This is a genomic window from Actinomadura sp. NPDC048394, assembly GCF_040651755.1.
Taxonomy (GTDB): domain Bacteria; phylum Actinomycetota; class Actinomycetes; order Streptosporangiales; family Streptosporangiaceae; genus Spirillospora; species Spirillospora montaniterrae.
Map to the genome: position 1 here is coordinate 75,670 of NZ_JBEZJL010000037.1, position 25,666 is coordinate 101,335.

General features: G+C 72.3%; 24 protein-coding genes. 14 read left to right on the forward strand and 10 right to left on the reverse strand.

All coding sequences use genetic code 11. From position 1 onward, the window contains the following. Positions 1-11: 11 nt before the first annotated feature. Complete coding sequence (locus AB0C78_RS26630; RefSeq protein ID WP_360752661.1) at positions 12-2,246, reverse strand: arylsulfatase; 2,235 nt, start codon at positions 2,244-2,246, stop codon at positions 12-14. 91 nt (positions 2,247-2,337) lie between these two features. Between AB0C78_RS26630 and AB0C78_RS26635 the strand changes: the two genes are divergently transcribed. Then, positions 2,338-2,976, forward strand: a complete 639-nt coding sequence (locus tag AB0C78_RS26635; protein WP_360752664.1) for a helix-turn-helix domain-containing protein — start codon at positions 2,338-2,340, stop codon at positions 2,974-2,976. A gap of 61 nt (positions 2,977-3,037) precedes the next feature. On the opposite strand, the gene AB0C78_RS26640 is transcribed toward AB0C78_RS26635, so the two are convergent. Both AB0C78_RS26640 and lepB read right to left on the reverse strand, forming a co-directional pair. After that, on the reverse strand, positions 3,038-3,937 hold the full coding sequence (locus AB0C78_RS26640; RefSeq protein WP_360752667.1) for an aldo/keto reductase: 900 nt from the start codon (positions 3,935-3,937) through the stop codon (positions 3,038-3,040). Between the two features lie 64 nt (positions 3,938-4,001). Next, positions 4,002-4,514 carry a signal peptidase I gene (gene lepB, locus AB0C78_RS26645; RefSeq protein ID WP_360752670.1) on the reverse strand — a complete coding sequence of 171 codons (513 nt, stop codon included), beginning with the start codon at positions 4,512-4,514 and terminating at the stop codon, positions 4,002-4,004. Between the two features lie 84 nt (positions 4,515-4,598). Here lepB and AB0C78_RS26650 point away from each other — a divergent pair, with 84 nt between their 5' ends. Beyond that, entirely contained in the window at positions 4,599-4,940 is a 342-nt protein-coding gene (locus AB0C78_RS26650) for a hypothetical protein (protein WP_360752673.1), read from the forward strand. Here the strand turns inward: AB0C78_RS26650 and AB0C78_RS26655 are convergent. From AB0C78_RS26655 to AB0C78_RS26665, 3 genes are read right to left on the reverse strand one after another with little or no spacing between them, the layout of a single operon-like run. Beyond that, entirely contained in the window at positions 4,916-5,584 is a 669-nt protein-coding gene (locus AB0C78_RS26655) for a TetR/AcrR family transcriptional regulator (protein ID WP_360752675.1), read from the reverse strand. The two genes, AB0C78_RS26650 and AB0C78_RS26655, sit on opposite strands and share 25 nt — an antisense overlap. Positions 5,585-5,601: 17 nt before the next feature. Then, positions 5,602-6,375 (reverse strand): SDR family NAD(P)-dependent oxidoreductase, encoded by a 774-nt coding sequence (locus AB0C78_RS26660; RefSeq protein WP_360752678.1) that lies wholly within the window; start codon positions 6,373-6,375, stop codon positions 5,602-5,604. Between the two features lie 31 nt (positions 6,376-6,406). Further along, on the reverse strand, positions 6,407-6,898 hold the full coding sequence (locus AB0C78_RS26665) for a VOC family protein (RefSeq protein WP_360752680.1): 492 nt from the start codon (positions 6,896-6,898) through the stop codon (positions 6,407-6,409). Positions 6,899-7,033: 135 nt separating this feature from the next. Here AB0C78_RS26665 and AB0C78_RS26670 point away from each other — a divergent pair, with 135 nt between their 5' ends. The 3 genes from AB0C78_RS26670 (at position 7,034) to AB0C78_RS26680 (ending at position 9,496) form a co-directional block, all read left to right on the forward strand. Further along, a complete protein-coding gene (locus AB0C78_RS26670; RefSeq protein ID WP_360752683.1) occupies positions 7,034-8,053 on the forward strand; it encodes a phosphotransferase family protein in 1,020 nt (339 codons plus the stop codon). Further along, positions 8,050-8,802 (forward strand): SDR family NAD(P)-dependent oxidoreductase, encoded by a 753-nt coding sequence (locus AB0C78_RS26675; RefSeq protein WP_360752686.1) that lies wholly within the window; start codon positions 8,050-8,052, stop codon positions 8,800-8,802. Before AB0C78_RS26670 ends, AB0C78_RS26675 begins: the two co-directional genes overlap by 4 nt. Before the next feature lie 94 nt (positions 8,803-8,896). After that, positions 8,897-9,496 carry a dihydrofolate reductase family protein gene (locus tag AB0C78_RS26680; RefSeq protein ID WP_360752689.1) on the forward strand — a complete coding sequence of 200 codons (600 nt, stop codon included), beginning with the start codon at positions 8,897-8,899 and terminating at the stop codon, positions 9,494-9,496. Between the two features lie 31 nt (positions 9,497-9,527). Here AB0C78_RS26680 and AB0C78_RS26685 read toward each other — a convergent pair whose 3' ends face one another. Continuing rightward, positions 9,528-9,950, reverse strand: a complete 423-nt coding sequence (locus AB0C78_RS26685; RefSeq protein ID WP_360752692.1) for a MerR family transcriptional regulator — start codon at positions 9,948-9,950, stop codon at positions 9,528-9,530. 610 nt (positions 9,951-10,560) lie between these two features. Here AB0C78_RS26685 and AB0C78_RS26690 point away from each other — a divergent pair. The 4 genes from AB0C78_RS26690 to AB0C78_RS26705 are packed head-to-tail and all read left to right on the forward strand — an operon-like array spanning position 10,561 to position 13,325. Next, positions 10,561-10,950 carry an STAS domain-containing protein gene (locus AB0C78_RS26690; protein ID WP_360752695.1) on the forward strand — a complete coding sequence of 130 codons (390 nt, stop codon included), beginning with the start codon at positions 10,561-10,563 and terminating at the stop codon, positions 10,948-10,950. An 18-nt stretch (positions 10,951-10,968) separates the two neighbouring features. Next, entirely contained in the window at positions 10,969-11,547 is a 579-nt protein-coding gene (locus tag AB0C78_RS26695; protein WP_360752697.1) for an STAS domain-containing protein, read from the forward strand. A gap of 50 nt (positions 11,548-11,597) precedes the next feature. After that, entirely contained in the window at positions 11,598-12,569 is a 972-nt protein-coding gene (locus tag AB0C78_RS26700; protein ID WP_360752699.1) for a sigma-70 family RNA polymerase sigma factor, read from the forward strand. A gap of 3 nt (positions 12,570-12,572) precedes the next feature. Further along, positions 12,573-13,325, forward strand: coding sequence for an alpha/beta hydrolase (locus AB0C78_RS26705; protein WP_360752701.1), 753 nt, complete (start codon positions 12,573-12,575; stop codon positions 13,323-13,325). Positions 13,326-13,393: 68 nt separating this feature from the next. Here the strand turns inward: AB0C78_RS26705 and AB0C78_RS26710 are convergent, their stop codons facing one another. Beyond that, positions 13,394-14,590 carry a lipase family protein gene (locus AB0C78_RS26710; RefSeq protein WP_360752703.1) on the reverse strand — a complete coding sequence of 399 codons (1,197 nt, stop codon included), beginning with the start codon at positions 14,588-14,590 and terminating at the stop codon, positions 13,394-13,396. A gap of 265 nt (positions 14,591-14,855) precedes the next feature. Beyond that, complete coding sequence (locus AB0C78_RS26715) at positions 14,856-15,515, reverse strand: TetR/AcrR family transcriptional regulator (protein WP_360752706.1); 660 nt, start codon at positions 15,513-15,515, stop codon at positions 14,856-14,858. A gap of 101 nt (positions 15,516-15,616) precedes the next feature. Here AB0C78_RS26715 and AB0C78_RS26720 point away from each other — a divergent pair, with 101 nt between their 5' ends. Both AB0C78_RS26720 and AB0C78_RS26725 read left to right on the forward strand, forming a co-directional pair. Beyond that, the gene (locus tag AB0C78_RS26720; RefSeq protein WP_360752708.1) at positions 15,617-16,873 is read left to right on the forward strand and encodes an acyl-CoA dehydrogenase family protein; all 1,257 of its coding nucleotides are present in this window, start codon (positions 15,617-15,619) and stop codon (positions 16,871-16,873) included. 62 nt (positions 16,874-16,935) lie between these two features. Next, the gene (locus tag AB0C78_RS26725) at positions 16,936-17,733 is read left to right on the forward strand and encodes an enoyl-CoA hydratase-related protein (protein WP_360752711.1); all 798 of its coding nucleotides are present in this window, start codon (positions 16,936-16,938) and stop codon (positions 17,731-17,733) included. 48 nt (positions 17,734-17,781) lie between these two features. On the opposite strand, the gene AB0C78_RS26730 is transcribed toward AB0C78_RS26725, so the two are convergent. Next, the gene (locus tag AB0C78_RS26730) at positions 17,782-20,445 is read right to left on the reverse strand and encodes a LuxR C-terminal-related transcriptional regulator (protein ID WP_360752713.1); all 2,664 of its coding nucleotides are present in this window, start codon (positions 20,443-20,445) and stop codon (positions 17,782-17,784) included. A 106-nt stretch (positions 20,446-20,551) separates the two neighbouring features. Between AB0C78_RS26730 and AB0C78_RS26735 the strand changes: the two genes are divergently transcribed. The 3 genes from AB0C78_RS26735 (at position 20,552) to AB0C78_RS26745 (ending at position 25,575) form a co-directional block, all read left to right on the forward strand. Next, positions 20,552-21,094 (forward strand): cysteine dioxygenase family protein, encoded by a 543-nt coding sequence (locus tag AB0C78_RS26735; protein ID WP_360752715.1) that lies wholly within the window; start codon positions 20,552-20,554, stop codon positions 21,092-21,094. 13 nt (positions 21,095-21,107) lie between these two features. Then, a complete protein-coding gene (locus AB0C78_RS26740; RefSeq protein WP_360752717.1) occupies positions 21,108-21,638 on the forward strand; it encodes a pyridoxamine 5'-phosphate oxidase family protein in 531 nt (176 codons plus the stop codon). Positions 21,639-21,801: 163 nt separating this feature from the next. Next, positions 21,802-25,575 carry a tetratricopeptide repeat protein gene (locus AB0C78_RS26745; protein ID WP_360752719.1) on the forward strand — a complete coding sequence of 1,258 codons (3,774 nt, stop codon included), beginning with the start codon at positions 21,802-21,804 and terminating at the stop codon, positions 25,573-25,575. The last annotated feature ends 91 nt before the right edge of the window (positions 25,576-25,666 follow it).

Here is a 25,666-nt window from a genome sequence, read left to right on the forward strand (position 1 = left end):
CCTTCGCGCGTCTAGTCGCTGTGCAGGGCGGTGCGCAGGCCGTCCTGCGGGGTGGGGTCCGGGACGGGCGCGGTGTCGATCTCGATCTCGTGGACGGTGCCGTTCCAGCGGGCCGGGGGCCGGTAGCCGTCCTCGACGGGCAGCCCGGCGTCGTGGCCGATGCGCAGGCCTGCGCCGCCGTGCTGGAACACGACGGGCCACTCCCCGCCGAGGGTTCCGGACGCGATCTCCTCGCCGTCGAGGAGCAGCGTGATCGTGCCGCCGTGGACGCGGACGCCGAGCCGGTGGCGGCCTTCCGGCAGCGGACCGGCGGCGGTGACGCGGTCGAGGTCGCCGGCGCGGGAGCACGCGAACGCGAGCCGGCCGCCGTCCGCGCGCAGGACGAACCCGCCGATGCGGTCGCCGAGCGCGCAGACCACGCCGTCCGCGCCGCCGGCCGCGATCTCGGCGTCGGCCGTCAGCGTGAACCCGCCGGTCAGCAGCGGCAGCGACTCGTCGTGGACGGGCCCGCCGCCCGGCCGGTACACGGCCCTGCTCGGCAGCCCGTACGGCGGGAGGACCATGTGCGCGAGGCGGTCCTGCAGCGAGTCCTGCAACGGCAGCACGTTGTTGCGCTCCGCCTCGGCCGCCCACCGCGCCTCCAGGTCGGCGACGATCTCCGGATGCTCGGCGGCGAGGTCGGTGGCCTCGGCGAAGTCGGCGGACAGGTCGAACAGCGACCAGCGGTCCGTCGCGAAGTCGCGGCTGCCCCGGATCAGCCGCTCCTCGTCCAGGACGCCGCGCGAGACGTGGTCGGTGGTCGCCTTCCAGCGGCCGTGGATGATCGACCGGGAGCCGAGCATCTCGAAGTACTGCGTCTCGCGGGGCGACGGCGCGTCCGGGTCGTCGAAGGTGGGGACCAGGCTGCGGCCGTCGACGGGCTGCTGCGCGACCCCGTCCACGACGTCCGGCGCGGGCACGCCGCACGCCTCCAGGATCGTCGGCATCAGGTCGACGGCGTGCACCACCTGCCCGCGGATCCCGCCGCGCGCGGCGATGCGGCGCGGCCAGTGCATGATCAGCGGGACGCGGGTCCCGCCGAGCCAGGTGTAGCGCTTCCACAGCCGCAGCGGCGTGTTGCCCGCCCACGCCCAGCCCCACGCGTAGTGCGGGTAGGTCTCCGGCGAGCCCCACTCGTCGAGCGCGGCGAGGTTGTCCTCGTGGGTGTCGCCCATGCGGGCGGAGAAGCGGTGCTCGTTGGGGGTGCCGAGCTGCCCGCCCTCCGCGCTCGCCCCGTTGTCGGACATGACGACGATGAGCGTGTCGTCCAGCCGTCCGATGTGCTCCAGGAAGTCCAGCAGCCGGCCGATCTGCGCGTCGGTGTGGGTGAGGAACCCCGCGTACACCTCGTGCATGCGGGCGAACACCCGCCGCTCGCCGGCGCTCAGCGCGTCCCATTCCGGGATCCACGGCGGACGCTCCGGCAGCACCGTGCCCGCCGGGACGACGCCGGACGCGACCTGCCGCGCGAAGACCTCCTCCCGCCAGCGCTCCCAGCCGTGGTCGAACCGGCCCCGGTACGGCTCGGACCACTCGGGCGCCACGTGGTGCGGCGAGTGCATCGCACCGAACGGCAGGTACAGGAAGTACGGCTTGTCCGGGGTCGCATGCTTCTGGTCGAGGATCATCCGCTGCGCGGTGGCGACGAGGTCCTCGCTGAGGTGGTAGCCGTCCCCGGGCCCGGCGGGCGGCTCGACGTAGTGGTTGTCGCTGACCAGCCACGGCGCCCAGTGGTTCGCGTCGCCCTGCAGGAAGCCGTAGTAGCGCTCGAAGCCGGACCCGAGCGGCCACGTGTCGAACGGCCCCGACGCCGACCGCTCCCAGCGCGGCGTGAGATGCCACTTCCCGACGGCCATCGTCGAGTGCCCGGCGTCGCGCAGGACGCGGGGGAGCGGCGCCGCCGACCGCGGGATCCGCGCGGTGTATCCGGGCTGGTCGACCGGCAGGTCCACCAGGAACCCCATGCCGACCGCGTGGTGGTTGCGGCCCGTCAGCAGGCTCGCGCGGGTCGGCGAGCACATCGCGGTGACGTGGATGCGGTTGTAGCGCAGGCCGCCGGCGGCGAGCCGGTCGACGTTCGGCGTCGCGATGTCCGACCCGTACGCGCCGAACTGCGCGAACCCGAGGTCGTCCAGCACGATCACGATCACGTCCGGCGCGTCGCGGGAGGCGCGGGGCCGTGCGGGCGCGGCGCTCGGTTCGGGCATGGGGGGCTCCTTCCGTGGTACGCCCACGATTAAAGCACATGCGTTAAACGTGGGTTTTGCGTTGACCGGCCCGGCCCCGCAGACTGGACGCGTGCCCGCAGCCGACACCCGGACCCGCCTGATCGAGGTCGCCGAGCGGCTGTTCGCGGAGCGCGGCGTCAACGCCGTCTCCCTGCGCGAGATCGCCGCCGCCGCCGGGCAGCGCAACACCTCCGCCGTCGCCTACCACTTCGGCACGAAGGAGAAGCTGGTCACCGCCATCTACCGGTACCGGCTGGCACCCACCAACGAGCTCCAGCTGCGCCGGCTCGCCGAGGTCGACGACCGCGGGCGCGGCAAGGACCTGCGCGCCCTCGTCGAGGTGTTCGTCCGGCCGATGATCGAGCGGCTCGGCACCCCGGACCGTCCGAGCTGGTTCCTGCGGTTCGTCGCGAACGCCCTGTACGTCGAGAAGATGGCGCCCTACGACCTCGGCGCCGAGGACTGGACCCGCGCCCTCTACCAGCTCCACACCCGGATCAGCGCCTGCATCGACGAGCTGCCCGCGCCCGTGCGCGCCCACCGGCTGGACTTCTTCATCGGGCTGTTCCTGCACACGCTCGCCAACCACGAACGGCAGGTCCAGGCCGGCCGTCCCGCCGACGCGGACCTGCTCGCCGCGGACCTGGTGGACGCGGGCGTCGCCATGCTGACCGCCCCCGTCTCCCGCGCGGCCCGCGACCACCTATAACCCCGCCCGCACCCCGCGGGCTCCCCGCACAAGCCAAAGACCCCCGTCCCACGCCGCCTGATCAGGGGGTGTTGAGGGTGGTGAGGTCTTCGTCGGTGAGGCGGATGGCGGCGGCGGCGACGTTCTGGTCCAGGTGGGCGAGGTCGCCGGTGCCGGGGATCGCCAGGACGTGCGGGCCCTGATGCAGCGTCCAGGCCAGGCGGATCTGCGCGGGGGAGACCCCGTGTGCGCGCGCGACGGTGTTGATGGCCGGGTGGTCGTCGCCGGACCGGCCCTCCTCCTCGCGGGTGCCCGCCAGCGAGTAGAACGGGACGAACGCGACGCCATGCTCGCCGCACAGGCGCAGCATCCGCTCCTGCTCGGGGAAGGCGCCGAAACCGTACGGGTTCTGGACGCACGCGACCGGCGCGATGGCCTGCGCCTCCGCCAGATGCTCCGGGCCGACGTTCGACAGCCCGAGATGCCGGATCAGCCCGGCCTTGCGCAGCTCGGCGAGCGCGCCGAACCGCTCGGCGAACTCGCCGTGCCTCCGCAGGACGCGCAGGTTGACGAGGTCGAGATGGTCGCGGCCGAGCTGGCGGAGGTTCTCCTCGACCTGGCCGCGCAGCGCGTCCGGCGTCATCGCGTGCGGCGCCCACCGGCCGGACGCGTCCCGCGCCGGGCCGACCTTGGTCGCGATCACCAGGTCGTCCGAGTAGGGCGCCAGCGCGGTGTTGATCAGCTCGTTCGCCGACCGCAGCGGCGAGAAGTAGAAGGCGGCGGTGTCGATGTGGTTCACGCCGAGCTCGACCGCGCGGCGCAGCACCGCGACCGCCTGCTCGCGGTCGCGGGGCACCGCGTCCGGGATGAGGGCCGTGCCGGTCTGCGGCAGGCGCATCGCGCCGAAGCCGATCCGGTTGACCACCAGGTCGCCGAGCCGCCAGGTGCCCGCCGCCGCCGCGTCGATCATGTTCGAGACCATGCCGCGATGATCACGTCCGGCGGGGGCGGGGCGCCACTGATTCATCCCGGTGCGAAACGTCGGGCTACTTGAGCACGGCGACGCCGATGACGGCGGTCGCCGGCACGGTGCCGTTGCCGCCGTCGCCGAGATGGACGCGGGAGTCCGCTGACGACCCGCGGTTGTCGCCCATCAGCCAGAGCCGGCCCGCCGGTACGGAGACCGGTCCGAAAGGCGTTTCGCGGGCGTCCGGCGCGAGGTACGGCTCCGAAATCGGAGTGCCGTTCAGAACGACCCGCCCATCGCCGGAGCAGCAGGCGATCCGGTCGCCCGGGATCGCCACGACCCGTTTGACCTGCGCCGTGTCGCGCCCGTTCAGCCAGGACGGCATCGTGAAAACGACGACGTCGCCGCGCTTCGGCCGGTAGTCCCCGTGGTCGACGGGACGCGCGTCGAACGTCCGGCCCGCATGGATGGTCGGCTCCATCGCCACGCTGGGATCGGTGTACCGGTGGTATCCGTGCACCGCCGAATTCGCCGCGCCGCATCCCGCCACCAGCCATGGGGCCGCCACCAAGGCGATCAGCCGCTTTCGCATGGCGGCCAATGGTACTTCCGCGCCGCTCTTCGCGGTCCGATACGCCTGGAAAGCCATAGCGCCGTCGCGCTTAGGATCGGGGGCATGGTGCCTGATGATCCCGCTCTGGCCGGCGTTCCGTCCGGCGGACGGGTCACGTCACGGCTCATCGTTGGTCTGACCGCTTGGTGGCTGGCCTTCCCCATCGCGTTCTGGGCGGGCTCGGCGCTCTTCGACGGCGATGTCTATGTCGATTCGTTCTGGGATTGGGTCGGCAGGATTCTGTTGATCCTGGCGATCGGCGGTGCGCTGCTCTCGCCGATCGCCGGCATCGTGGTGTCGCTGGCCGGGCGGCGGCGCGGAGCGTGCGTGCAGTTCGCCATGATGGCGGCGCTGTCGTTCGGCGTGTTCTTCTATTTCCTCTATGCCTTGCTGACCGTGGACTGAGCATTGGGAGGCGTGAGCGCGCGGAGGCAGAAGGCCGTGATGCGCTCGATGTCGTGGTCCGTGGGCTGGGTCTCGCTCCACACGTAACTTCCGAGCTTGCCGAAGGCCGTATAGGCGGCCAGCGACGCGTCGAAGGCGGGATCGGCGCTGCCGAGTTCGCGCAGCGGTTCGCGCAGCAGTTCGGCGAGACGGTCGCTCGGAACCGGCGGTGCGGAGCCGATGATCTCGCTCACCGCGCCCGCGTTCCACAGCACCGCCCGCGTGGTCGCGGCGCTTTCCGCGTGAGCCTGGGAGAGCACGCTCCGAACCCAGCGGTGCACCTTTCCCTCCGGCGCCGGCTCCTTTCCCATCTGGTGCGCGACATAGCTGTAAAGGCGCTCCGTTCCGTCTTCGAGAAGGGCCGCGACCAGCGCGTCCTTCGAGGGGAAGTGCCGGTAGAACGCGTCGTTCGACAGTCCGGCCGCGGTCACGATGTCGGCGACGCGCGGACGCGATGTCGTGCCGCGCTGCTTCATGACGTCGAGGGCCGCGTCCAGCAGGCGCCGCACCTCGTCGGCGTAGCCGGCGCCGCGCTTGGCGAGGGATCGTTGCGCGATCCGGCTCGCGACGTCGCCCACCCGGCCGGACGCCGGATTCTCGTCCACGCGATCACCGCCGCGGGTCAGACGGGGCCAAGGCCATCGACCCTGAGTAGGGAGCCCGTCGTGTACGAAGACGCGTCGCTCGCGTAGTACAGCGCCGCGGTGACGATCTCGTTCGCATAGCCGAAGCGTCGTAGGAGCTGGCCGGGCTCGTCGCGGCCCGGGACGGCCCATTCCTTGGAGATGTCGGTATAGAACCCGCCGGGCGAGATGACGTTGAAGCGCACCTTGGGGGCGAACTCCTGCGCGAAGGCGACGCTGATCGCGTTGAGCGCGGCCTTGGACCCGGCGTACGGGCCGAAGGTCGGCGACGGCCGCAGCGCGCCGGTGCTGGAGACGCTGATGACCGAGCCGCCGTCCGCCGCCGCCATCCGCTCGGCGACGACCGCCGACAGCCGGAACGGCCCCTTGAAGTTGACGGCGACGACCTTGTCGAACAGCTCCTCGCTCGTCTGCGCCGACGACGGCGCCAGCGGCGACATTCCCGCGTTGTTGACCAGGACGTCGATCCGGCCGAAATGCTCGTACGAGCGCTCCGCGAGCGCGTCCAGCTCGTCCCAGTGCCCGACATGGCAGGCGATCGGCAGCGCCTCGCGGCCGAGCGCCTCCACTTCCCGCGCCACCGCCGCGCAGGCGTCGAGCTTCCGGCTGGCGATCACCACGTCCGCGCCGGCGGCGGCGTAGCCGAGCACGATCGCGCGGCCCAGCCCGCGGCTGCCGCCCGTGACGAGCGCGACCTTTCCCGACAGGTCGAACAGTTCGGCCGGGGTGCGCACCTCATGTGGTTCGGTCATCACACCATCCTTTCCGTCCCGCCCCCAGGGGTCACGGACGATCGCTCTCCGCCGTCCGCTGGGCCGGGGCCGTCCGCTGGGCCGGGGACGCCCAGCACTGCTCCAGGCCGGCGCGCGCGGCCGTGCTGATCAGCTCGATGCGGAACCCCGTCGCGCTGCGCTGGAAGGTGAAGAACGGCCGTCCGTCGGGGCCGTTCCTGCTCGCCTCGAGCACGTAGCCGTTGCGCGCCAGCTCCGCGGTGTCCGCGGCCACGTCGTCGGACCAGAAGCCGACGTGATGGATGCCGCCAGGGGCCGGCTCCCACAGCGTCCCCGGGATGGACCGGACGAGTTCGAGCCGCGGTACGGACGTCGAGAAGGCGCAGCGCAGGTCGAGCACGGCGTCCCCGGACGGCAGCCGCACGGTGGTCGGCCCGCCGACCTCCGGGCCCCATTCGCAGCCGAACACCGAGGTCAGCGCGTCCATCGTCGCGGTGAGGCCGGCGGTGACGATGCCGAGGTGGAACTGGTCGCCGAGCTGCACGGGTGCCCACCGTCCAAGATCAGAATAGTATTCTCTGTTGCAAGAATGATATTCTCACTCTCGAGAGGAGGGCGCAATGGGACGGAACCCGGGACGCGCGCCCGCCGGCCGCACCGACACCGAGGTGGAGTACCAGTGATCGACTTCGAACGGCTCGCCGCCTGGATGGACGGCGCCGGGCTGCCCGGCACGGGCGCCCCGGTCGAGCACCGGCTGCTGTCCGGCGGAACGCAGAACGAGATCCACGAGGTCGTCCGGGGCGGCGAGCGCTGCGTCATCCGGATCCCGCCGCCGGAGGCGCCCCCGGACCGCGACAAGGGCATCCTGCGGGAATGGCGCATCGTCGAGGCGCTGGACGGCACCGACGTCCCGCACACCAGGGCGATCGCCGTGTGCGAGGACGCCTCGGTGCTCGGCCGCCCCTTCTACCTCATGGGGTTCGTCGACGGTTGGTCCCCCATGGGCCGGACGAGCTGGCCCGCCCCCTTCGACACCGACCTGGAGGCCCGCGCCGGCCTCGGCTACCAGCTCGCCGAGGGCATCGCGCTGCTGTCCCGGGTCGACTGGAAGGCGAAGGGCCTGCACGACCTCGGTCGCCCCGACGGCTTCCACGAGCGCCAGGTCGACCGCTGGACGCGCTTCCTCGACCGGATCAAGGGCCGCGAACTCCCCGGCTTCGACGTCGCCGCCGCGTGGCTGCGCGCCCACCGCCCCCTCGACTACGTCCCCGGCATCATGCACGGCGACTACCAGTTCGCCAACGTGATGTTCCGCGACGGCGCGCCCGCTCGGCTGGCGGCCATCGTCGACTGGGAGATGGGCACCGTCGGCGACCCCAAGCTCGACCTCGCCTGGATGATCCAGAGCTGGCCGGAGGACACCGGCGCCCCCGAGGCGTCCGAGGCCAGCTACGTCGACCTGCGCGGGATGCCGTCGCGCGACCGGCTCCTCGCGCACTACGCCGAGGTGTCCGGCCGCCAGGTCGACGACATCGACTACTACCTCGTCCTCGCCAAATGGAAGCTGGGCGTGGTGCTGGAGCAGGGCTACCAGCGCGCGGGCGACGACGAGAAGCTGCTCGCGTTCGGTCCCATCGTGCTCGACCTGATGAAGGACGCCGCCGACCTGGCCGAGTCGAGCGGATACACCTCATGAGCGCTCGCCCCAGCCCGACCGGAACCGGCCCGACCGGTGGCCTCGGGCGGACCGCCGTCGTCACCGGTGCGGCCGGCGGCATCGGCGAGGCGGCGGCCCGGCGGCTCGCGGCGTCCGGGACGCGCTGCGTCCTGGTGGACCGCAACCCCCAGGTCGAACGCGTCGCCACCGCCCTCGGCGGGGACGCGGTGGTCGGCGACCTGACCGACCCCGAGACCTCGGTGCGAGCCGTCGCGGCCGCGGGCGACCGGCTGGACGTGCTCGTCCTCAACGCGGGCACCAACTCCGCGGACAAGGACCCGGCCACCCTGGACCTCGGCCGGTACCAGGCGGTCGTCGGCGTCAACCAGCACTCGGTCGTCTACGGGCTGCGCGCCGCGCTCCCGGTCATGCGCCGGAACGGCGGCGGGTCCATCGTGGTCACCGCCTCGCTCGCCGCGCTCCAGGGCGTCGAGCAGGACCCGATCTACACCATGACCAAGCACGCCGTCATCGGCCTGGTCCGCGCCCTGTCCGTCCCGCTGTCGCGGGAGGGGATCCGCCTCGGCGCCGTGTGCCCCGGCCTCGTCGACACCCCGCTCACCGCCGGCGCCCGCGACCGCTTCCACGCCGCGGGCATCCCCATGCTCGCGGCCGACGAGGTCGCCGCGGCCATCGAGCAGATCCTGCGCACCGGCGAGCCCGGCACCGAACTGGTCGTCCGCCCCGGCATGCCCACGGCGCAATACGCTCCGGCGCCTCTCCCATAATCGTCCGCGGCGGTGTGTCGGATCGGGGCGGTCGTGTTCGTAGAGGAGGTGAAGGCCGCCCACCCGGGGCGGCGCGAGGGACAGGAGCGCCACCATGAGCACCACCTTCACCGTCGACTTCTTCTGCAGCCTGGACGGCTACGGCATGGCCAACGGCTGGCCCGGATACTGGGGGAAGGAGGGCCCCGAGGTCCGCGAGGACCGGGTGCGCACCTTCGCGCAGGACCAGGTGCTCGTCTTCGGCGCGACGACGTTCCGGCAGTTCCGCGAGTTCGTGGACGTGTTCGACGAGCCCTACTTCGACCGCCTGACCGAGCTGCCGAAGATCGTGTTCTCCGGCACGCTGGAGGAGCCGCTCGGCTGGCGGAACTCGACCGTCCTCGACGAGGACGCGGTGACGGCGATCGAGCGGCTGAAGCGCACCACGGACGTCCCGATGCGCTCGCACGGCAGCATCTCGCTGAACCGCGCCCTGCTCGCCGCCGGCCTCGTCGACCGCCTCGAGGTCCTCGTGTTCCCCGCCGTCTCGGGCCGCGCCGGCGAGGCGGCCCTGCTGCACGGCGGGGCCGAGCTCGACCTGGAGCTCGTCGAGTCGACCTTGCTCGACGGCCGGACGCAGAAGCTCGTCTACATCCCGCACCTTCACAAGGAGGTCCCCGAGGGAGCCGGCCCGCAGCGCCGGACCGCGGACTAGCCGGGACGAGGCCGGCCCGCGGCGGGGCGTGCTACTCGGAGTTCTGCCGGGGGGCGCGCTCCTGCCGCAGCCGGGCGTTGATGCGCTGGGCTTCGGCGAGCTGGTCTTCGAGGATGATGATGCGGCAGGCCGCGTCCAGGGCGGTGCCCTGGTCCACCAGGTCGCGGGCGCGCCGCGCCACGCGCAGCTGGTAGCGGGAGTAGCGGCGGTGCCCGCCGGCGGAACGCTGCGGGACGATCAGGCGGGCGGTGTCCAGGCTGCGGAGGAACGCCGGGGTGACGCCCAGCATCTCGGCCGCGCGGCCCATGCTGTAGGCGGGGTAGTCCTCGTCGTCGAACTTGTCCTGGAGCCCGCCGGCGTCCTGCGGGTCGTTCTCGCCCTGCGGGTCGTTCTCGTCCTGCGGGTCGTGCCGGTCCTGCTGGTCGCCGGCCCTGGCCGGCTCGGGTGCTTTCACTGAACCTTCCGTACTGCCTCGGAGGGGCAGCGACGACAACAGGGGCCCCGGCGCCAGACTGCGGCGCCGGGGCCCAGAGGTACAACACCATCTACCGGCTCTGACGAACCGGTCTTCCGCGCCTGCCGCCCAGACGAGGGCGGGGACGCGGGGATCGCGTATGCGTGACCGTAGACCACCGTCCAATCCGTGGAGCTGCGGTACCCGCGCGGCGTGACTGGAGCCTGCTGCGGGCGATCCCGATGGCGTCGAACCCTCCTTTCCTCGACATCACTACCTGTACTGCGTGACTACCTGTACTGCGTGTTTCCTTGTGCTGCTCCCGGCGGCCCCGCGGGCCGCCGGTCCCGGCCGGCGCCGGAGCCCCTTGCACTGCGCTGGCCCCGGCTCGCCCCGGCCGGTCTTCATCCATACGTCCGGCAGCTCGTCCGCTGCCGCTTCTCATGGACTCATCTGTTCTCGATAGCAGGAACAGTACCCGCTGTCGCTTCGAAAATCTACCCCGATCACTACAGGGTTTCGTAGATCACACGTGGTGCTTCTCTCCATAGATCGCGAGTGCTCCGGCTACGGGCGGGTACACAGCCGGTCAACATGGAGGTGAGACGGGATGACGCAGATGGCCGCTTCCCTCGAGGGAGCACCCCAAGGCCGGTTGCGAATCCATACCGAGTACGCCGCGTCCTGCGCGGTCCTGCACGTCCACGGCGAGATCGACGTGCTGACCGCCGACGTGCTGCGCGAACGGGCCGCCTCGGCGGCGGCGCCGTTCGCCCGGCCGCGGCTCGTCCTCGACCTGGACCGGGTGAGCTTCTGCGACTCCTCCGGCCTGAACGCCCTGATCGCCATATGGAAGGCGGCCCGGTCCCAGCGCGGAGACATGGTCGTGGCCAGGCCGCCCGAGGTGTGCCGCAGGATCCTGGCCCGCACCGGCCTGGACCAGCACATCGGCGTCAGCCCCACCGTCGCCCACGCCCTGCGGCGCCTCGCCTCGCGCTGACCTCGGGGGGTGCGGGCCATGGGCTTGATAGTGGAAAGCCGTTTCCAGCCGGCGAGCTCCGGCCTGGCCGTCGTCACCCTGGCCGGGGATCTGGACGTCGCCTCGGCGGCCCAGTTGCGCGGTCACCTGGCCGCCCTGATCGGTGACGGCGCCGACCACCTCATCCTGGACTTCTCGCACGTCGGGTTCGTCGATTCGAACGGCCTCAGCGTGCTGGCCGGCGTCCACCGCCTGCTGCGACCGTCGCGGCAGCCAGGACCGGACGATCGAGGCGGCCGGGCGAGCGCCGGCGATCGGGCGAGGGCCGACGGCCAGACGCCCCGGGCCGACGGACAGGCGCGAGCCGACGGACAGGCGCGGGCGGACGGACAGGCGCGGGCGGACGGGCAGGCGCGGGCGGACGACCAGGGCCGGCGTGCCGGCACGCTCGCCGTCGCGGCGGTGAACCAGCACGTCCGGCACGTCCTGCGGAACACCGGCTTCACCCGGATCATCCCGATCTACCCGTCGGTGGAAACGGCGATCGTGGTCCATCAGGCGGGCCGCGCCGGGCCGCCGGAGAAGGGCGGAACCGCTCCGGCCGGGGCCGGTCCCTGACCGCGGCCGGAGCGGCACCCTCGCGCGGAGGGCGCGGCTAGTGTGGCCGGATGGGGTTCGAGGACCGGCTGGAGGCGCACCGGATCGAGCTGACCGCCCACTGCTACCGGATGCTCGCCTCCGCCGCCGAGGCCGAGGACGCCGTCCAGGAGACCTTCGTCCGCGCCTGGAAGAACGCCGGCCGGTTCGACGAGGGCCGGGCCGCCCTGCGCACCTGGCTGTACCGGATCGCCACCAACGTGTGCCTCGACATGGCCCGCGCCGTCCAGCGGCGCGCGCTCGCGATGGACCTCGGCCCGGCGTCCACCGGGGGCTCCCTCGGCGCGCCGCTGGACCCCGGCGCGTTCGTGTGGCCCGTCCCCGACCGGCTCGTGCTGCCGTCCGGCGGCGGCCCGGCCGACCCGGCCGACCCGGCCGACCTCGCCGTCCAGCGCGAGACGGTCAGGCTCGCGTTCGTCGCCGCGCTGCAGGCCCTGCCGCCGCGCCAGCGGGCCGTCCTCATCCTGCGCGAGGTGCTCGCCTGGTCGGCGGACGAGACCGCCGCGCTGCTCGGCAGCAGCCCGGCGGCGGTCAACAGCGCCCTGCAGCGCGCCCGCGCGACGATGTCCGACCGGCGCGCGACGAGCACGATGGGCACGACCGGCGCGGGCGGCGAGATCGACGAGGACCTCCTCGACCGGTACGTCAAGGCGTTCACCTCCTACGACGTCGACGGCCTGGTGGCGCTGCTGCACCGGGACGCCACCATGTCGATGCCGCCGTTCGCCTGGTGGCTCGCCGGCCGGGACGCGATCCGCGCCGCGCTGCTCGGCGCGGGCGGGACGTGCGCCGATGACCGGCTCGTCCGCACGGCGGCCAACGGCTCGCCCGCCGTCGCGCAGTACCGGGACGGGCGGGCGTTCGGCCTGGTCGTCATCGAGCCCCGGGACGGGCTGATCGGCGCCCTGACCACGTATCTCGACCCCTCGCTGTTCCCGCTGTTCGGCCTGCCGATGACTCCGGAGCCGCCGTCCCGTATGTAGTGCATGACCGACATCGTTCACATGTGGCATGACGAGCGCGGCGCGGGCGACCCGGTGGTCCTGCTGCACGGCGGGATGACCGACGGCCGCTGCTTCACCGGCAACCTCGACGGCCTCGCCGGCGCCTTCCGCGTCTACCTGCCCGACCGGCGCGGCCACGGCCGCACCCCCGACGCGCCCGGCCCGATCACCATTGACGCCATGGCGCGCGACACCATCGCGTTCCTGGACCGGGTGGTCGGCGGCCCGGCCCGCCTGGTCGGCTACAGCGCCGGCGGCAGCGTGGCGCTGCGCACCGCGATGCTCCGCCCCGACCTCGTCGAACGCCTCGTCCTGATCAGCACGGCCTATGACCTCGACGGAATGATCTTCAAGCCGTCGGCGGAGGGGCCGCTGCCCGCCCCGATCGTCGACGCCTACGCCGAGGTGTCCCCGGACGGCCGCGACCACTTCCCGGTCGTCGTCCGCAAGATCGCGGACGCGGCCGCGACCGAGCCGGCCCCGGACCCGTCCGACCTGCGCGCGGTGACGGCCCGGACCCTCGTCCTCGCCGGGGACGACGACCTCGTCACGCTCGACCACACGGTGGCGCTCTACCGGGCGCTGCCCACCGCCGAACTCGCCGTCCTGCCGAACGCCAGCCACCTGCTGCTGATGGAGCACCCCGAGGCGGTGCGTGCACTGGTCCGGACGTTCCTGACCACCGACGCCGCCCCGACGTACATGCCCATCTCCCGCGCCGGCGTCCACGCCTAACGCCGCGACCGCGAGCGCCGCTGACCGGCCGGTGACCGGTCAGCGGCGGTTCGGGCGTACCGGGACGGTCAGCCGCAGTTGCCCTGCGCGGGCTGTCCCGCGATGCGGGCGGCGAGCCAGTCGAGGGCGGGGGTGCCGCCGGCGACGGCCGCGGCGGCGTGGTTCGCCAGCGGGATGGACTGCCACTGGACGACGTTGCCGCGCGAGCACCAGTCCGAGCGGAGCTGCTGTCCGAGGTCGTAGGAGACGATCTCGTCGGCGGTGCCGTGGTACAGGTACACCGGGTAGCCGGGCGCGCGGGTGCCGAGCCGGTCGGCGGCCAGGCGCGCCTGCCAGTCGGGAGAAGCGAGCGGGTCGCGCACGGTCAGCTCGTCGAGGGACTTGCCGAAGGTGGCGAGGGCGTTGTCGAGGACGCAGCCGCCGCGCAGCTTGGTGACGACGGCGCGGCCTTCGTCGTTGAGGTAGCCGTCGAGGTCGAGCTCGGGGTAGGCGGCGTCGTGGCCGATGGCCACCATCAGCTCCAGGCCGACGACGCCTCCGCCGCCAGCCGCTCCCTTGAGCTCGTCGGCGGGGACGCCGCCGCTCGCGATGCCCTTGATGCGCAGGTCGGGAGCGTAGGTGCGGGCGAGCTCGGCGGCCCACGCGCTGGCGTGCCCGCCCTGGGAATAGCCCATGACGGCGACGGGGGAGTCCGCGGTGACGCCCGCGTGCCGCGCCTCGGGCAGCCGCTGCGCGGCACGGGCGGCGTCCAGCACCGCGGTGCCCTCGGGCCGGCCGACGAGGTAGGTGTGGTCGCCGGGGGTGCCGAGGCCCTGGTAGTCGGTGACGGCGACGGCCCAGCCGCGCTGGAGAGCGGCGTTGATCTCGCTCGCCTCGACGTTGGTGCCCTTGGGGAAGTTGGCCGAGGGCGCGCACTGGTCGCCCATGCCCACCGTCCCGACCGCGTAGGTGAGCAGCGGGCGGGTGCCGGTACGGCCGTCGTCCGGGACGATGACGGTCCCGGAGACCTCGTCGGGGTTCCCGTTGACGTCCGTGGAGCGGTAGAGGACCTTCCACGCCTTGGTGAGCGTCGGGATGCCGGGCATCACCCGGAACAGCGACGGCTCCGCGCTGATCAGGTCCCCCGGCCGTGCGGCGGGCGCGGACTGCTGCCGGGCCTGGGCGGTGCCCGGGACGGCGAGGCCCGGGGCGGCCGCGGCGATGACGGCGGCGGCCGCCACCGCCAGCCGTCGCCAGGGCGTCGGTTTCCTGCCCGAGTGGCGCATGTCTCTCCTTGGGGGTGGGCCCGCGCAGCCCATGGCACGACGGCGGGGGCCGTCCGGGCTGTGGGGGTGGGCGGTGGCCGTGAGGCCTCCCGGTGCGGCGCGCCGGGTGCCGTCATGAAACAGCGCCGGGCGGGGCAGGACAATACTTGAATTCGAACTCAAGTCCATGTATCCGCGGGCGCGGATCTACGCGTCATGGGCACGGGTTTCAGGTGGTGCGGGCGCGGATCCACGGCCGTCCGGGTGTGGACGTCAGGTGTGGACGTCAGGCCGCGGGGTCCAGGCGCAGCGCGTTGACCCACAGCGTGTTCAGCGTCTCCACCAGCTCGTCGAAGGCGATGGGCAGCCCGGCGACGAAGACCATGTACGCCATCCGGCTGACCATGGCCGACAGGGCGTACGCGGTGACCAGGGGGTCGATGGACGCGTCGGCCTGCCCGCGCTCCTGGAGCTCCTGGATCATCTTGGCGTTGCGCTCGGCGAAGGCGGTGCCGCGTTCGAGGCGGAGCCGGTGGAAGTTCTCGTTGATCTGGGCGACCTGCTCGAACAGCGCCATGAGGCGGGCGTTGCGCCGGTACATCTGCAGGTACTCGCGGTTGGCGGCCTCGATGACGCCGCGCGGGTCGCTGACGCCGGTCCGTTCGCGCAGGTGGGGGTGGAGCATCTCCTCCTGCACCTGCTCGACCAGCGCGGCGAAGATCTCTTCCTTGTCGTTGAAGTAGGTGTAGAAGGACCCGGCCGCGGCGCCGGCGGCCTTGGAGATGTCGGTGATGCGGGCGTCGAGGTAGCCGTCGCGCTCGAACACCTCCCGCGCGGCCTGGATCAGTGCGTTCCTGGTCCGCACGCCGCGCTTGCTGCGCGGCGTGATCCGGGCCTGCCGCTCGCCGCCGGTCCTGCGTCCGGGATCGGTCTCTTCGGGAACCACTGCCGGTCTTCGCCTCTGTCCGGTCGCGCACTCGTCGGTCGAAGGCTAGCAGCGCCGGCGTACCGGACCGCACTTGAACTTGAAGGCAGATTCAAGTAGACATGGCGGCACGTCACCTGGAGGGGAGCCCCGCCGTGGAGCCGTTCGACTTCTCCGACCGCACGAAGCGGTACCGCGCCGACCTGCTGGAGTTCATGGACGAGCACGTCTACCCGGCGGAGGCCGTGTACGAGGAGCAGATGCGCGCGGCGGGGGACCCGCACCACCAGCCGCGGATCGTCGAGGAGCTGAAGGCCGAGGCGCGCCGGCGCGGCCTGTGGAACCTGTTCCACCCGCACCCAGAGTGGGGCCCGGGCCTGACCAACCTGGAGTACGCGCCGCTGGCGGAGATCATGGGCCGCAGCGCCCACCTGGCGCCGGAGGCCACCAACTGCGCCGCCCCCGACACCGGGAACATGGAGGTGCTCACGCTGTTCGGCAGCGACGAGCACAAGGAGAAGTACCTGCGGCCGTTGCTGGACGGGACGATCCGCTCGGCGTTCGCGATGACCGAGCCCGGCGTCGCCAGCTCCGACGCGACCAACATCGAGCTGCGGATGGAGCGCGACGGCGACCACTACGTCCTCAACGGCCGCAAATGGTTCGCGTCCAACGCCATGCACAAGAACTGCCGGGTGCTCATCGTCATGGGCAAGACCGACCCGGACGCCCCGCCGCACCGGCAGCAGTCGATGATGGTCGTCCCGATCGACGCGCCGGGGATCACGATCGTCCGCAGCCTCCCGGTGTTCGGGTACATGGACCGCGAAGGCCACGCCGAGATCCTGTTCGAGGACGTGCGGGTGTCGGCGAGCGACGTCCTGAAGGGCGAGGGCGAGGGCTTCGCGATCAGCCAGGCGCGGCTCGGCCCTGGCCGGATCCACCACTGCATGCGCGCGATCGGCGTCGCCGAACGCGCCCTGGAGCTGATGTGCCGGCGGGCGGACGAGCGGGTCGCGTTCGGGCACCGGCTGAGCGACAGCGCCAACATCCGCGACTGGATCGCCGAGGCCCGCATCGACATCGAGCGGACCCGGCTGCTCACGTTGAAGGCCGCCTGGATGATGGACACCGCCGGGAACAAGGCCGCCCGCACCGAGATCGCCGCGATCAAGGTCGCCGCGCCGGACATGGCGCTGAAGATCGTCGACCGGGCCATCCAGGTGCACGGCGGAGGCGGCGTCACCGACGACTTCCCGCTCGCCAACGCCTGGGCGCAGCTGCGCACCCTCCGCATCGCCGACGGCCCCGACGAGGTCCACAAGCGCGCCATCGCCCTGCAAGAACTCCGCAAGCACCGCACCCCTGCCGGTGCCTGACACGGGGAAGGCTCCCCCTCGACCCTCGCGATCGGCGACGAGCATGACGACAGGAAACGAAGATGCCCCCGAACACGCATGAGACGGTCCTCGCGGAGCGGCGCGGGCCCGTGCTGCTCCTCACGCTGAACCGGCCCGAGCGCCTCAACGCCTGGAACGACGAGCTGGAGGAGCGCTACTTCGCGCTGCTCGACGACGCCGAAGCCGACCCCGGCGTCCGCGCGATCGTGGTGACCGGCGCCGGACGCGGCTTCTGCGGTGGCGCGGACCTCGACGCCCTCCAGGAGGTCAGCACCGCCGGCGAGGTCGGGCCGGTCGAGCGGGCCCGGCCGCGGACCTTCCCGCTGACCGTCCGCAAACCCATGATCGCCGCGATCAACGGCGCCGCCGCGGGGCTCGGCCTCGTCGAGGCGCTCTACTGCGACATCCGCTTCAGCACCCCGGACGCCAAGCTCACCACCGCGTTCGCCCGCCGCGGCCTGATCGCCGAGTACGGGATCGCCTGGCTGCTCCCGCGCCTCGTCGGCACCAGCCGCGCCCTCGACCTGCTGCTGTCGGGCCGCATCGTCAAGGGCGAGGAGGCCTGGGCGCTCGGGTTGGTCGACAGGGTCGTCGAACCCGACGCGCTGCTGGACGCCGCCGTCGGCTACGCCACCGAACTGGCCGCCTACTGCTCGCCCACCTCGATGAGCGTCATCAAACGGCAGGTGATGCGGGCCCTCGACACCGACTTCGCCACCGCCGTCACCGAAGCCGACGACCTGATGGTCGCCTCCTTCAACCAGCCCGACGCGGCCGAGGGCGTCACCAGCTACCTGGAGAAGAGGCCCCCGGAGTTCCGTCCCCTCGACCCCCGATGAGCCGTGACCTCCGCCCGTTTCCGCTCCACGCGGCACACGGCCGGGCGGTTACCGATGCGCCAGGAGGGCTCGGGTGTGGGCGCTTTCGGCCTGTGCGTCCAGGCGTTGGAACGCCGTGAGGGCGCGGGCGAGTTCGGCGCGGTCGTCGTGGAGGCGCCCGCGGGCACGGGCCAGGCAGGCCGCCGCCCAGGCGTTCTCTTCGGCGAGCGGGGCGGCGGCCGCCAGCAGGTCCGCCGCGTCGGGCAGGTCGGCGGCCACGGCCAGCTCCGCGCCCGCCGCCCGCGCGTAGGCGAGGTAGTTGTCCAGCGGGGCGTCGACGGTGAAGGCCCTGCGTACGAGGGGTTCGGCCGTGCCGTACCGCTCGTCGTGGAGGGCGAGGCGGGCGTCGACGAACGCCGCGACCGGTGCCGTGCCGAGCGTGCCGCCGGCCATCTCCGCGGCGTGCGCCCGCCACCGCGCCACCGCCGTGGGCTCCGGCTCGTCCAGCATCGCGCTGGCCAGCACCGTCAGGCTCACGGCCGGCAGCATCCAGAGCGGGGCGGGGCGTCCGGCGCGTTCCCACTGGTCCAGCATCCGCTCGGCGTGCTCGATCGCGTCGTGGAAGCGGCCGGTCAGCGCGAGCGGCTGGACGAGGCGGCTGGCCGTGATGTGGGTGTCGCGCAGCAGGTCGTCATCGATGCCGGCGCGGGCGGCGGCCATCGCGCCGGGCAGGTCGCCGGTCATGATCGCGTAGATGCAGGCGCGTCCGTAGGTGTTGCAGATCTCCGGTGCGCAGTACGGGTCGTCGCGGTCCATGGACGGCAGCAGCGCGAGGCGTTCGCGGGTGACGCGGTCGGCCTCGCGCAGCCGTCCGGCGTGCAGGGCGGCGGTCCCGGCGGCGCACAGGCCGGAGCTGACCAGCACCGGGTCCGCGGCCGCCCTGGTCGTGGCGAGGGCGGTGGCGGCGAGGGCGGGGTCGGGTGCGCCCTTCACCGGGCCGGCCAGCCACGCGCGGGCGACCGCCAGGTGCGCCGCGACCTTCGGGTCATCGGCGGGTGCGGCCGAGACCGCCTCGTCGAGGAGGCCGCGCAGACGCTCGTACGGGACGCCGGTCTCGAACGCCTCGGGGTACCGGCAGGCCGTCTCGACCGCGCGGGCCAGGTCGATCGCGCGGCCGCGGTCGTCGCCGGCCCGCGCCGCCTGTTCGGCCGCCTCCAGCAGAAACTCGTAGACGTGCTGGTTGGACGTGGTGCTGACGTGCGCGCACCCGGCTCCGGCGCGCAGGTCGCGTGCCGCCGACGCCGCGTCCGGCGCGACCGCGGCAGCCGTCCGGTGGTGGGCGTAGGACTCCAGCAGGTGGCGGCGCGCGTAGGTCAGGTGCGCCAGCGCGCTCGCCAGCCGGTGCGTCACCTCGCCCGGGCCGCCGGCCGCCGCGAGCGCGGCGCGCAGGTCCGCGGCCATCGCGTCGAAGTCCTCGCGCCAGGTGGAGTCGCCGATCCTGGCCTCCGTGGCGGACGCCGCGCCGGCGGCCCACCGGAGGTGGTGCGCCCGGGTCTTGTCCTCCTCGCCCGCGGCCGACATCTGCGCCAGCGCGAACGCGCGGACGGTCTCCAGCAGCCGCCACCGGCTGACCCGCCCGCGGACGTGCACCACGAGGCTCTTGTCGACCAGCCGGCCGAGCAGGTCCGCGACGCCCGCGCGGTCCCCGCCGACGGCGGTCGCGGCGTCCAGGTCGAAGGCCCCGACGAACACCCCGAGCCGCCGGAACAGCGCCTGCTCCTCCTCGTCGAGCAGGTCATAGCTCCACGACAGGACCGCGCGCAGCGAACGGTGCCGCTCGTCGCCGCCGCGTACGCCGGACAGCAGCCGCAGCGCGTCGTCGAGCGCCGCGAGCAGTCCCGTGGGGCCCAGCGACGCGCCCCGGGCCGCGGCCAGCTCGATCGCCAGCGGCATGCCGTCCAGCCGCGCGCACAGGTCCGCGACCACCGCGGGGTCGGCCACGAACTCCGGGTCCGCGGCGAGCGCCCGGTCGCGGAACAGCCGCTCGGCGTCCGAACCCAGCGGCAGCGGCGCGATCGGCACGCTGCGCTCGCCCGGGATGCCGAGACGTTCCCGGCTGGTCACGAGGACGCGGGTGCCCGGGCAGGCGGCCAGGATCCGCTCGGCGAACGCGGCGGCCTCGTCGATCACGTGCTCGCAGTTGTCCAGCACCAGCAGCGACCGCCCGGTGCCGAGCCGCGCCGCGACCGCCTCCTCCAACGGCTGATGCGAGCCCTCGGTCACCCCGAGCGTCGTCGCGACCGCGCGCGCCACGAACCCGTCGCGCACGGGCACCAGATCCACGAAGGCCCCGCCGGACGGGAACAGCGCCACGGCCTCCTCTGCCGCCACCGCCGCCAGCCGCGTCTTGCCCACCCCGCCCGGGCCCAGCAGCGTCACCAGCCGGGCCTGCTCGACCGCGGCCAGCACGGCGGCGCGCTCGGCCGCCCGGCCCACGAACGTCGTCCCGGACACCGGCAGCCCGGCCACCCGGCCCGGCTCCCGCTCCCCGGCGCGGGCCAGCTCCGCCAGCGCCCACCGGTCGGCCATGCCGTACTTGCGCAGCAGCGACGACACGTGGCTCTCCACCGTGCGCACGGAGATGTGCAGCCGGTTCGCGATCTGCGCGTTGGACAGCCGCGCGCCGAGCGCGGCCAGCACCTCGGCCTCCCGCTCGGAGATCCGCTCCGCCACCCGTGTCCCCTTTCCGTGGTGGCATCCGTGGTGCTCTGCGGCCGGCACGGATGACCGCGGATCCCCTCGGGGCGGACGCTGGAAGCACACCCGACAGGGAGGCACCATGAACACCCTAACCGCGCGCCCCGCAGCGGAGCTGGACGAACTGGTCATCGCGGTCCGCGCGGCCGTCGCCCGCGACGCCGGCTGGCGCGACACCGCGTCGTACGTGGGGGACGCGCTCCGCGAGCACCTGCCCTCGCCCGCCCTGCTCACCGCGGACCAGCTCGCCGGCGAGCGCGGCACGTACAGCAGCCACCGCCTGCACGTGGAGCCGGACGGCTCGTTCTCGATGGTCGCGATCGCCTGGCGGCCCGGCGCGCTGACCCGCGTCCACGACCACGTGACCTGGTGCGTGTTCGGCGTCCTGACCGGCGTCGAGCACGAGGACCTGTACACCCTCTCCGACGACGGCACGTCCCTGATCGAGGCCGGCCACAACGCGAACCTGACCGGCGACGTCAGCGCCTTCGCCCCGCCCGGCGACGTCCACCGCGTCCGCAACATCGGCGACGAGACCGCCGTCTCCCTGCACATCTACGGCACCGACCTGAACCGCATCGGCTCCAGCGCCCGCCGCTTCTACGACCTCCCCGTCCAGAGCTAGAAGGAGACCTGCAATGACCACACCGGACGAGACCACCGAGATCCTGAACCGCCCGCTGAGCCGGGAGCTGCTGGCCCGCGACCTGACGCGCCTCGCGTACGTCGCCAAGGACGGCACGCCGCGGAACGTCCCCGTCGGGTTCAGCTGGAACGGCGCCGAGATCGTCATATGCACCGCGAAGAACGCCCCGAAGCTCGCCCACCTCCGCGAGAACCCGGCGGTCGCCCTGACGATCGACACCGAGGTGCACCCGCCCAAGATGCTGCTCATCCGCGGCCGGGCCGAGCTCGACGTCACCGACGGCATCCCGGACGAATACCTCGAGTCGAGCGGCACCTACCAGATGACGGCCGAGCAACGCGTCGAATGGGAGGCGGGGGTGCGTTCGCTCTACCACGACGGCATGGTCCGCGTCGTCATCACCCCGACCTGGGCGAAACTGATCGACTTCGAGACGACCCTGCCGAGCGCCGTCGAGGAACTGTTCCGGCGGCAGGCCGAACGGCAGGCGTCCGGAAGCCGTTCGGCGGATTCCGAGGAATAGGAGTGTCTATTCTGCGAGGTGACGCTGGAGCCCGGTCGGCGCGATAGATCTCGCGCCGGCCGCGGATCCCGCTGCGGATCCCGCCGCGGATCTCGTCGCGGGACGGCCGGGAGCGATAACGGGGTGCGATGTGCGCGATGGTCGCCGTAGGAGCCGGCTCCTGGTGTCCGTCGACGCCGACGGCCGCGTCTCGGTGCAGGTCCGGTTGGCGGGGGAGGAGTTCGCGAGCCAGGTCGTCACTTCCCGGGAAATGCCGTGGCCGCTGGACGATGCGGCTCTCGAGGACCTGCGCTGGTATCTGGAGGACTACCTGACCGCCCCCTTCGCGGTCTATGAGGAGCGTGGCGCGGCCATCCGGGACCGCTTGGCAGCCTGGGGCGGCGATTTGTTCACCGCGTTGCTCGGAGAGTCCGGCCCGGCCCGCGAGGCGTACGTGGCGGCCAGGAGCCGCAGGGACGTGGAGATCGTCCTCCAATCGGCTTCGGCACGGTTTCTCGGCCTGCCATGGGAATTGATGCGCGATCCGGGCCGTCCGACTCCGCTGGCGCTGGAAGGCGTCCCGCTGATCCGGACCATGCCGTCCGCGGACCTGACCGAGTCCTTCGAACCCGCTGATCCGGCGGGATCGCGGCTGCGGGTGCTGATGGTCCTGTCCCGGCCCGACGGCACGGCCGACGTGGGTTACCAGATGGTCGCCCGGCCCCTGCTGGAACGGTTGGAGTCCGTCCGCGGCACGGTCGAGCTGACCGTTCTGCGGCCGCCCACTCTCAGCCGATTCGAGTCGGTCCTTCAGGACGCGGTGGATCGCGGGGAGCCGTTCCAGGTCGTGCATTTCGACGGCCATGGCGTCTTCGCCCGCGAGCCCTCCCTGCCGGCCGGACACGGCTCCGCGAAATACGGGGCCGCGGGCGAGCGGGGAATGCTGGCGTTCGAGAAACCCGAAGGCGGCGCCGACCTCGTCGCGGCCGAGCGCGTCGCGGTCGTCCTGGCCGCCGGGCGGGTTCCCGTCGTCGTGCTGAACGCCTGCCAGTCGGCGCAACTCGGCAGCGAGGTGGAGGCCGCGGTCGCGACGCGGCTCCTGCGCGAAGGCACCGCCTCGGTGGTCGCCATGGCCTACAGCGTCTACGCCGTCGCCGCCGCCGAATTCATGGCCGTGTTCTATGAGCGTCTCTTCTCCGGTGACAGCGTCGGCGACGCCGTCACCAGAGCACGCCGGCACCTGCACGTCGCCAACCTCCGTCCCAGCCCGAAAGGACGGTTGCCGCTGGACGACTGGATGGTCCCCGTCCATTACATGCGCCGGGACATCTCCTTTCCCGGCCTCGTCACCGAACGGCCGCAGCCGGCATCCCAGGCGGCCATGCTGGCCGAGGTCCGCGCTCGGATTCACGACGAGTCCCCGGACGGCGATGGGCTGGGTGCGGACGGGAAATTCGTCGGCCGGGACGGTCTGCTGTTCACCCTGGACACGGCGGCGCGCCTTCAGCACGTCGTCGTCCTGCACGGTCCCGGTGGGACGGGGAAGACGGAACTGGCCAAGGCGTTCGGGCGGTGGTGGCGCGACACCGGCGGGGTCGACCGGCCAGATCTGGTGTTCTGGGATTCCTTCGAACCGGGCGTTTCCTCATTCGGCCTGGACGGCCTGGTGACCAGCCTCGGCCTGCGGGTATTCGGCACCGATTTCGCCGCCCTGACCCCATTGGAGCGCCGCAGGACGATCGAGCAGTTCCTGGCCGACTATCGGGTGCTGTGGCTGTGGGACAACTTCGAAACCGCCCGCTCCATGCCCGACCCCACCGGCGCCACCCCGCCGCTGGACGAGGACGAGGCCGGCGAGCTGCGTGATTTCCTGCATCGGGTAGCCGCCCGGAGCCGCTCGGCGATCGTGATCACCAGCCGTGGCCCCGAGGAATGGCTCGGCTCCCGGATCCGCCGTATCGACGTCGGCGGGCTGAACCGGGACGAGGCCGTCCTCTACACCGATCAGCTCCTCGCGCCGTATCCGGGCACGCGGGCCAAGCGCGGGCGGCGGGCGTTCGAGGAATTGGTGCAATGGCTGGACGGGCATCCGCTCAGCATGCGCCTGATCCTTCCCCGCCTTGACGGCACGGCGCCGGAGCATCTCCTGAATGCGCTCAAGGGGATCGAGCCGTTGCCTGCGGGTGATGAGGGCGACCGGGCCAACAGCCTGGCGGCCAGCATCACCTATTCCTTCGCGCACCTCCCCGACCGCGACCGGCAGGCCATCACCGCCCTCGCTCTCTTCCACGCGACCACCGACAGCGTCGCCCTCGACGCGATGTCGCAATCTGCCGAGTGTCCGGAGCGGTTTCGCGGGCTCTCAACCGACCAATGGCAGGCGATGCTGGACCGGGCTCACCGGGTGGGCCTGCTGTCGGAACTCGGCATGGGTGTGTACCGCCTGCACCCGGCGCTGCCGTCCTATCTGGCCGCGCATTGGCGCCGGCTCGACCCTGACGGTTTCGACGCCGAGCACGCCGCCGCGAAACGGGCCCTGCTGGACGCCTATACCGTTCTCGCCCGGTGGCTGAGCGGGCAGTGGAACAGCGAGAACGCGCAGGACGCGGTGACCGTGACCGAGCTGCATCGCCGCAATCTGTCCGGCATGCTCGGCCACGCCCTCACCCAACAACAGTGGGGCCACGCCACGATCATCGCTCGATGCCTGAGCGGCTACTGGGACCTGCGGGGACTGTACGAGGAGGCGCGGGCATGGGTCGACCGCGCGGTGGACGTCCTCGAAGACCCGCCCGGAACCCCGCCCCCGCTCGACACCGCGGCCGGCAATCTGTGGGCGTTTCTCATGGACGGCCAAGCCACCCGCCACCAGATCCTCGGTCAGCTCACCGAAGCCGAAACCGTCAACCGCACCCTCTTACGCGCCTACGAGCAACTCCCCGACACTGACCACACACGTATCGACACCGCCGTCTTCCAGCACCATCTCGGCATGGTCGCGCAACTGCGGGGTGACCTGGACCAGTCCGAGCACTGGTACCGGAAGTCCCTCACCATCCTCGAACAAATGCAGGACCGGCCCCGCACGGCCTTCGCCTACCACCAGCTCGGGATCACCGCCCAGCATCGGGGCGATCTGGAGCAGGCCGAGCACTGGTACCGGCAGGCCCTCGCCATCCTGGAGGAACTTCGCGACCGGCCCGGAATGGCCCGCAGTTACCACCAGCTCGGCAGGGCCGCTCAGGACCGGAGGGATTTCGAGCAGGCTGAGCACTGGTACCAGAAGTCCCTCGCGATCCTCGAAGAAGTCCGCGACCTGCCCGGAATGGCGTCCAGCTACCATCAGCTCGGCATCATCGCCCAGGAGCACGGGGATCTGGAACAGGCCGAAGACCGGTACCGGGAATCGCTCGCCATCCGCGAAGAGCTGCGCGACCGGCCCGGAATGCTGCGCAGTTACCATCAGCTCGGCCGGGTCGCTCAGGACCGCGGCGATTTCGAGCAGGCGGAGCGCTGGTACCGGCAGTCGCTCGCCATCGCCGAAGAACTTCATGACCGACTCAGCATGGCGTCCGCCTACCACCAGCTCGGCACCACCGCCCAGGACCAGGGAGACCTGGACCAGGCCGAACACTTGTACCGGCAATCCGTCGCCATCAAAGAAGAACTCCGTGACCGGCCCGGCATGGCCCGCGGCTACGGGCAGCTCGGGCTGCTCGCCGCAGACCGCGGCGCCCCTCGCCAAGCCCTCGAATGGACGATCCGGTGCGTCGCCCTCTTCGACGACTATCCCCACCCCGCCACCGGGCCCGCGCCCTACATTCTCCAGCGCCTCACCCGGCAACTGGGCGTCGAAACCCTGCACGACCTCTGGCGCACCGTCACCGGAAACGCCCTTCCCTCATCTGTTCACGCCCACGTCACCCACACCGGACCGGACGAGACCGGCCTCGGCTAACCTCGCGCTTTCATGGCGGATTGATTCCGGCTGGTCGTTGACATGAGAAAAGTGCTCCTGAACTGGGAGGATAGGGCTTGCTGAAGGTCCT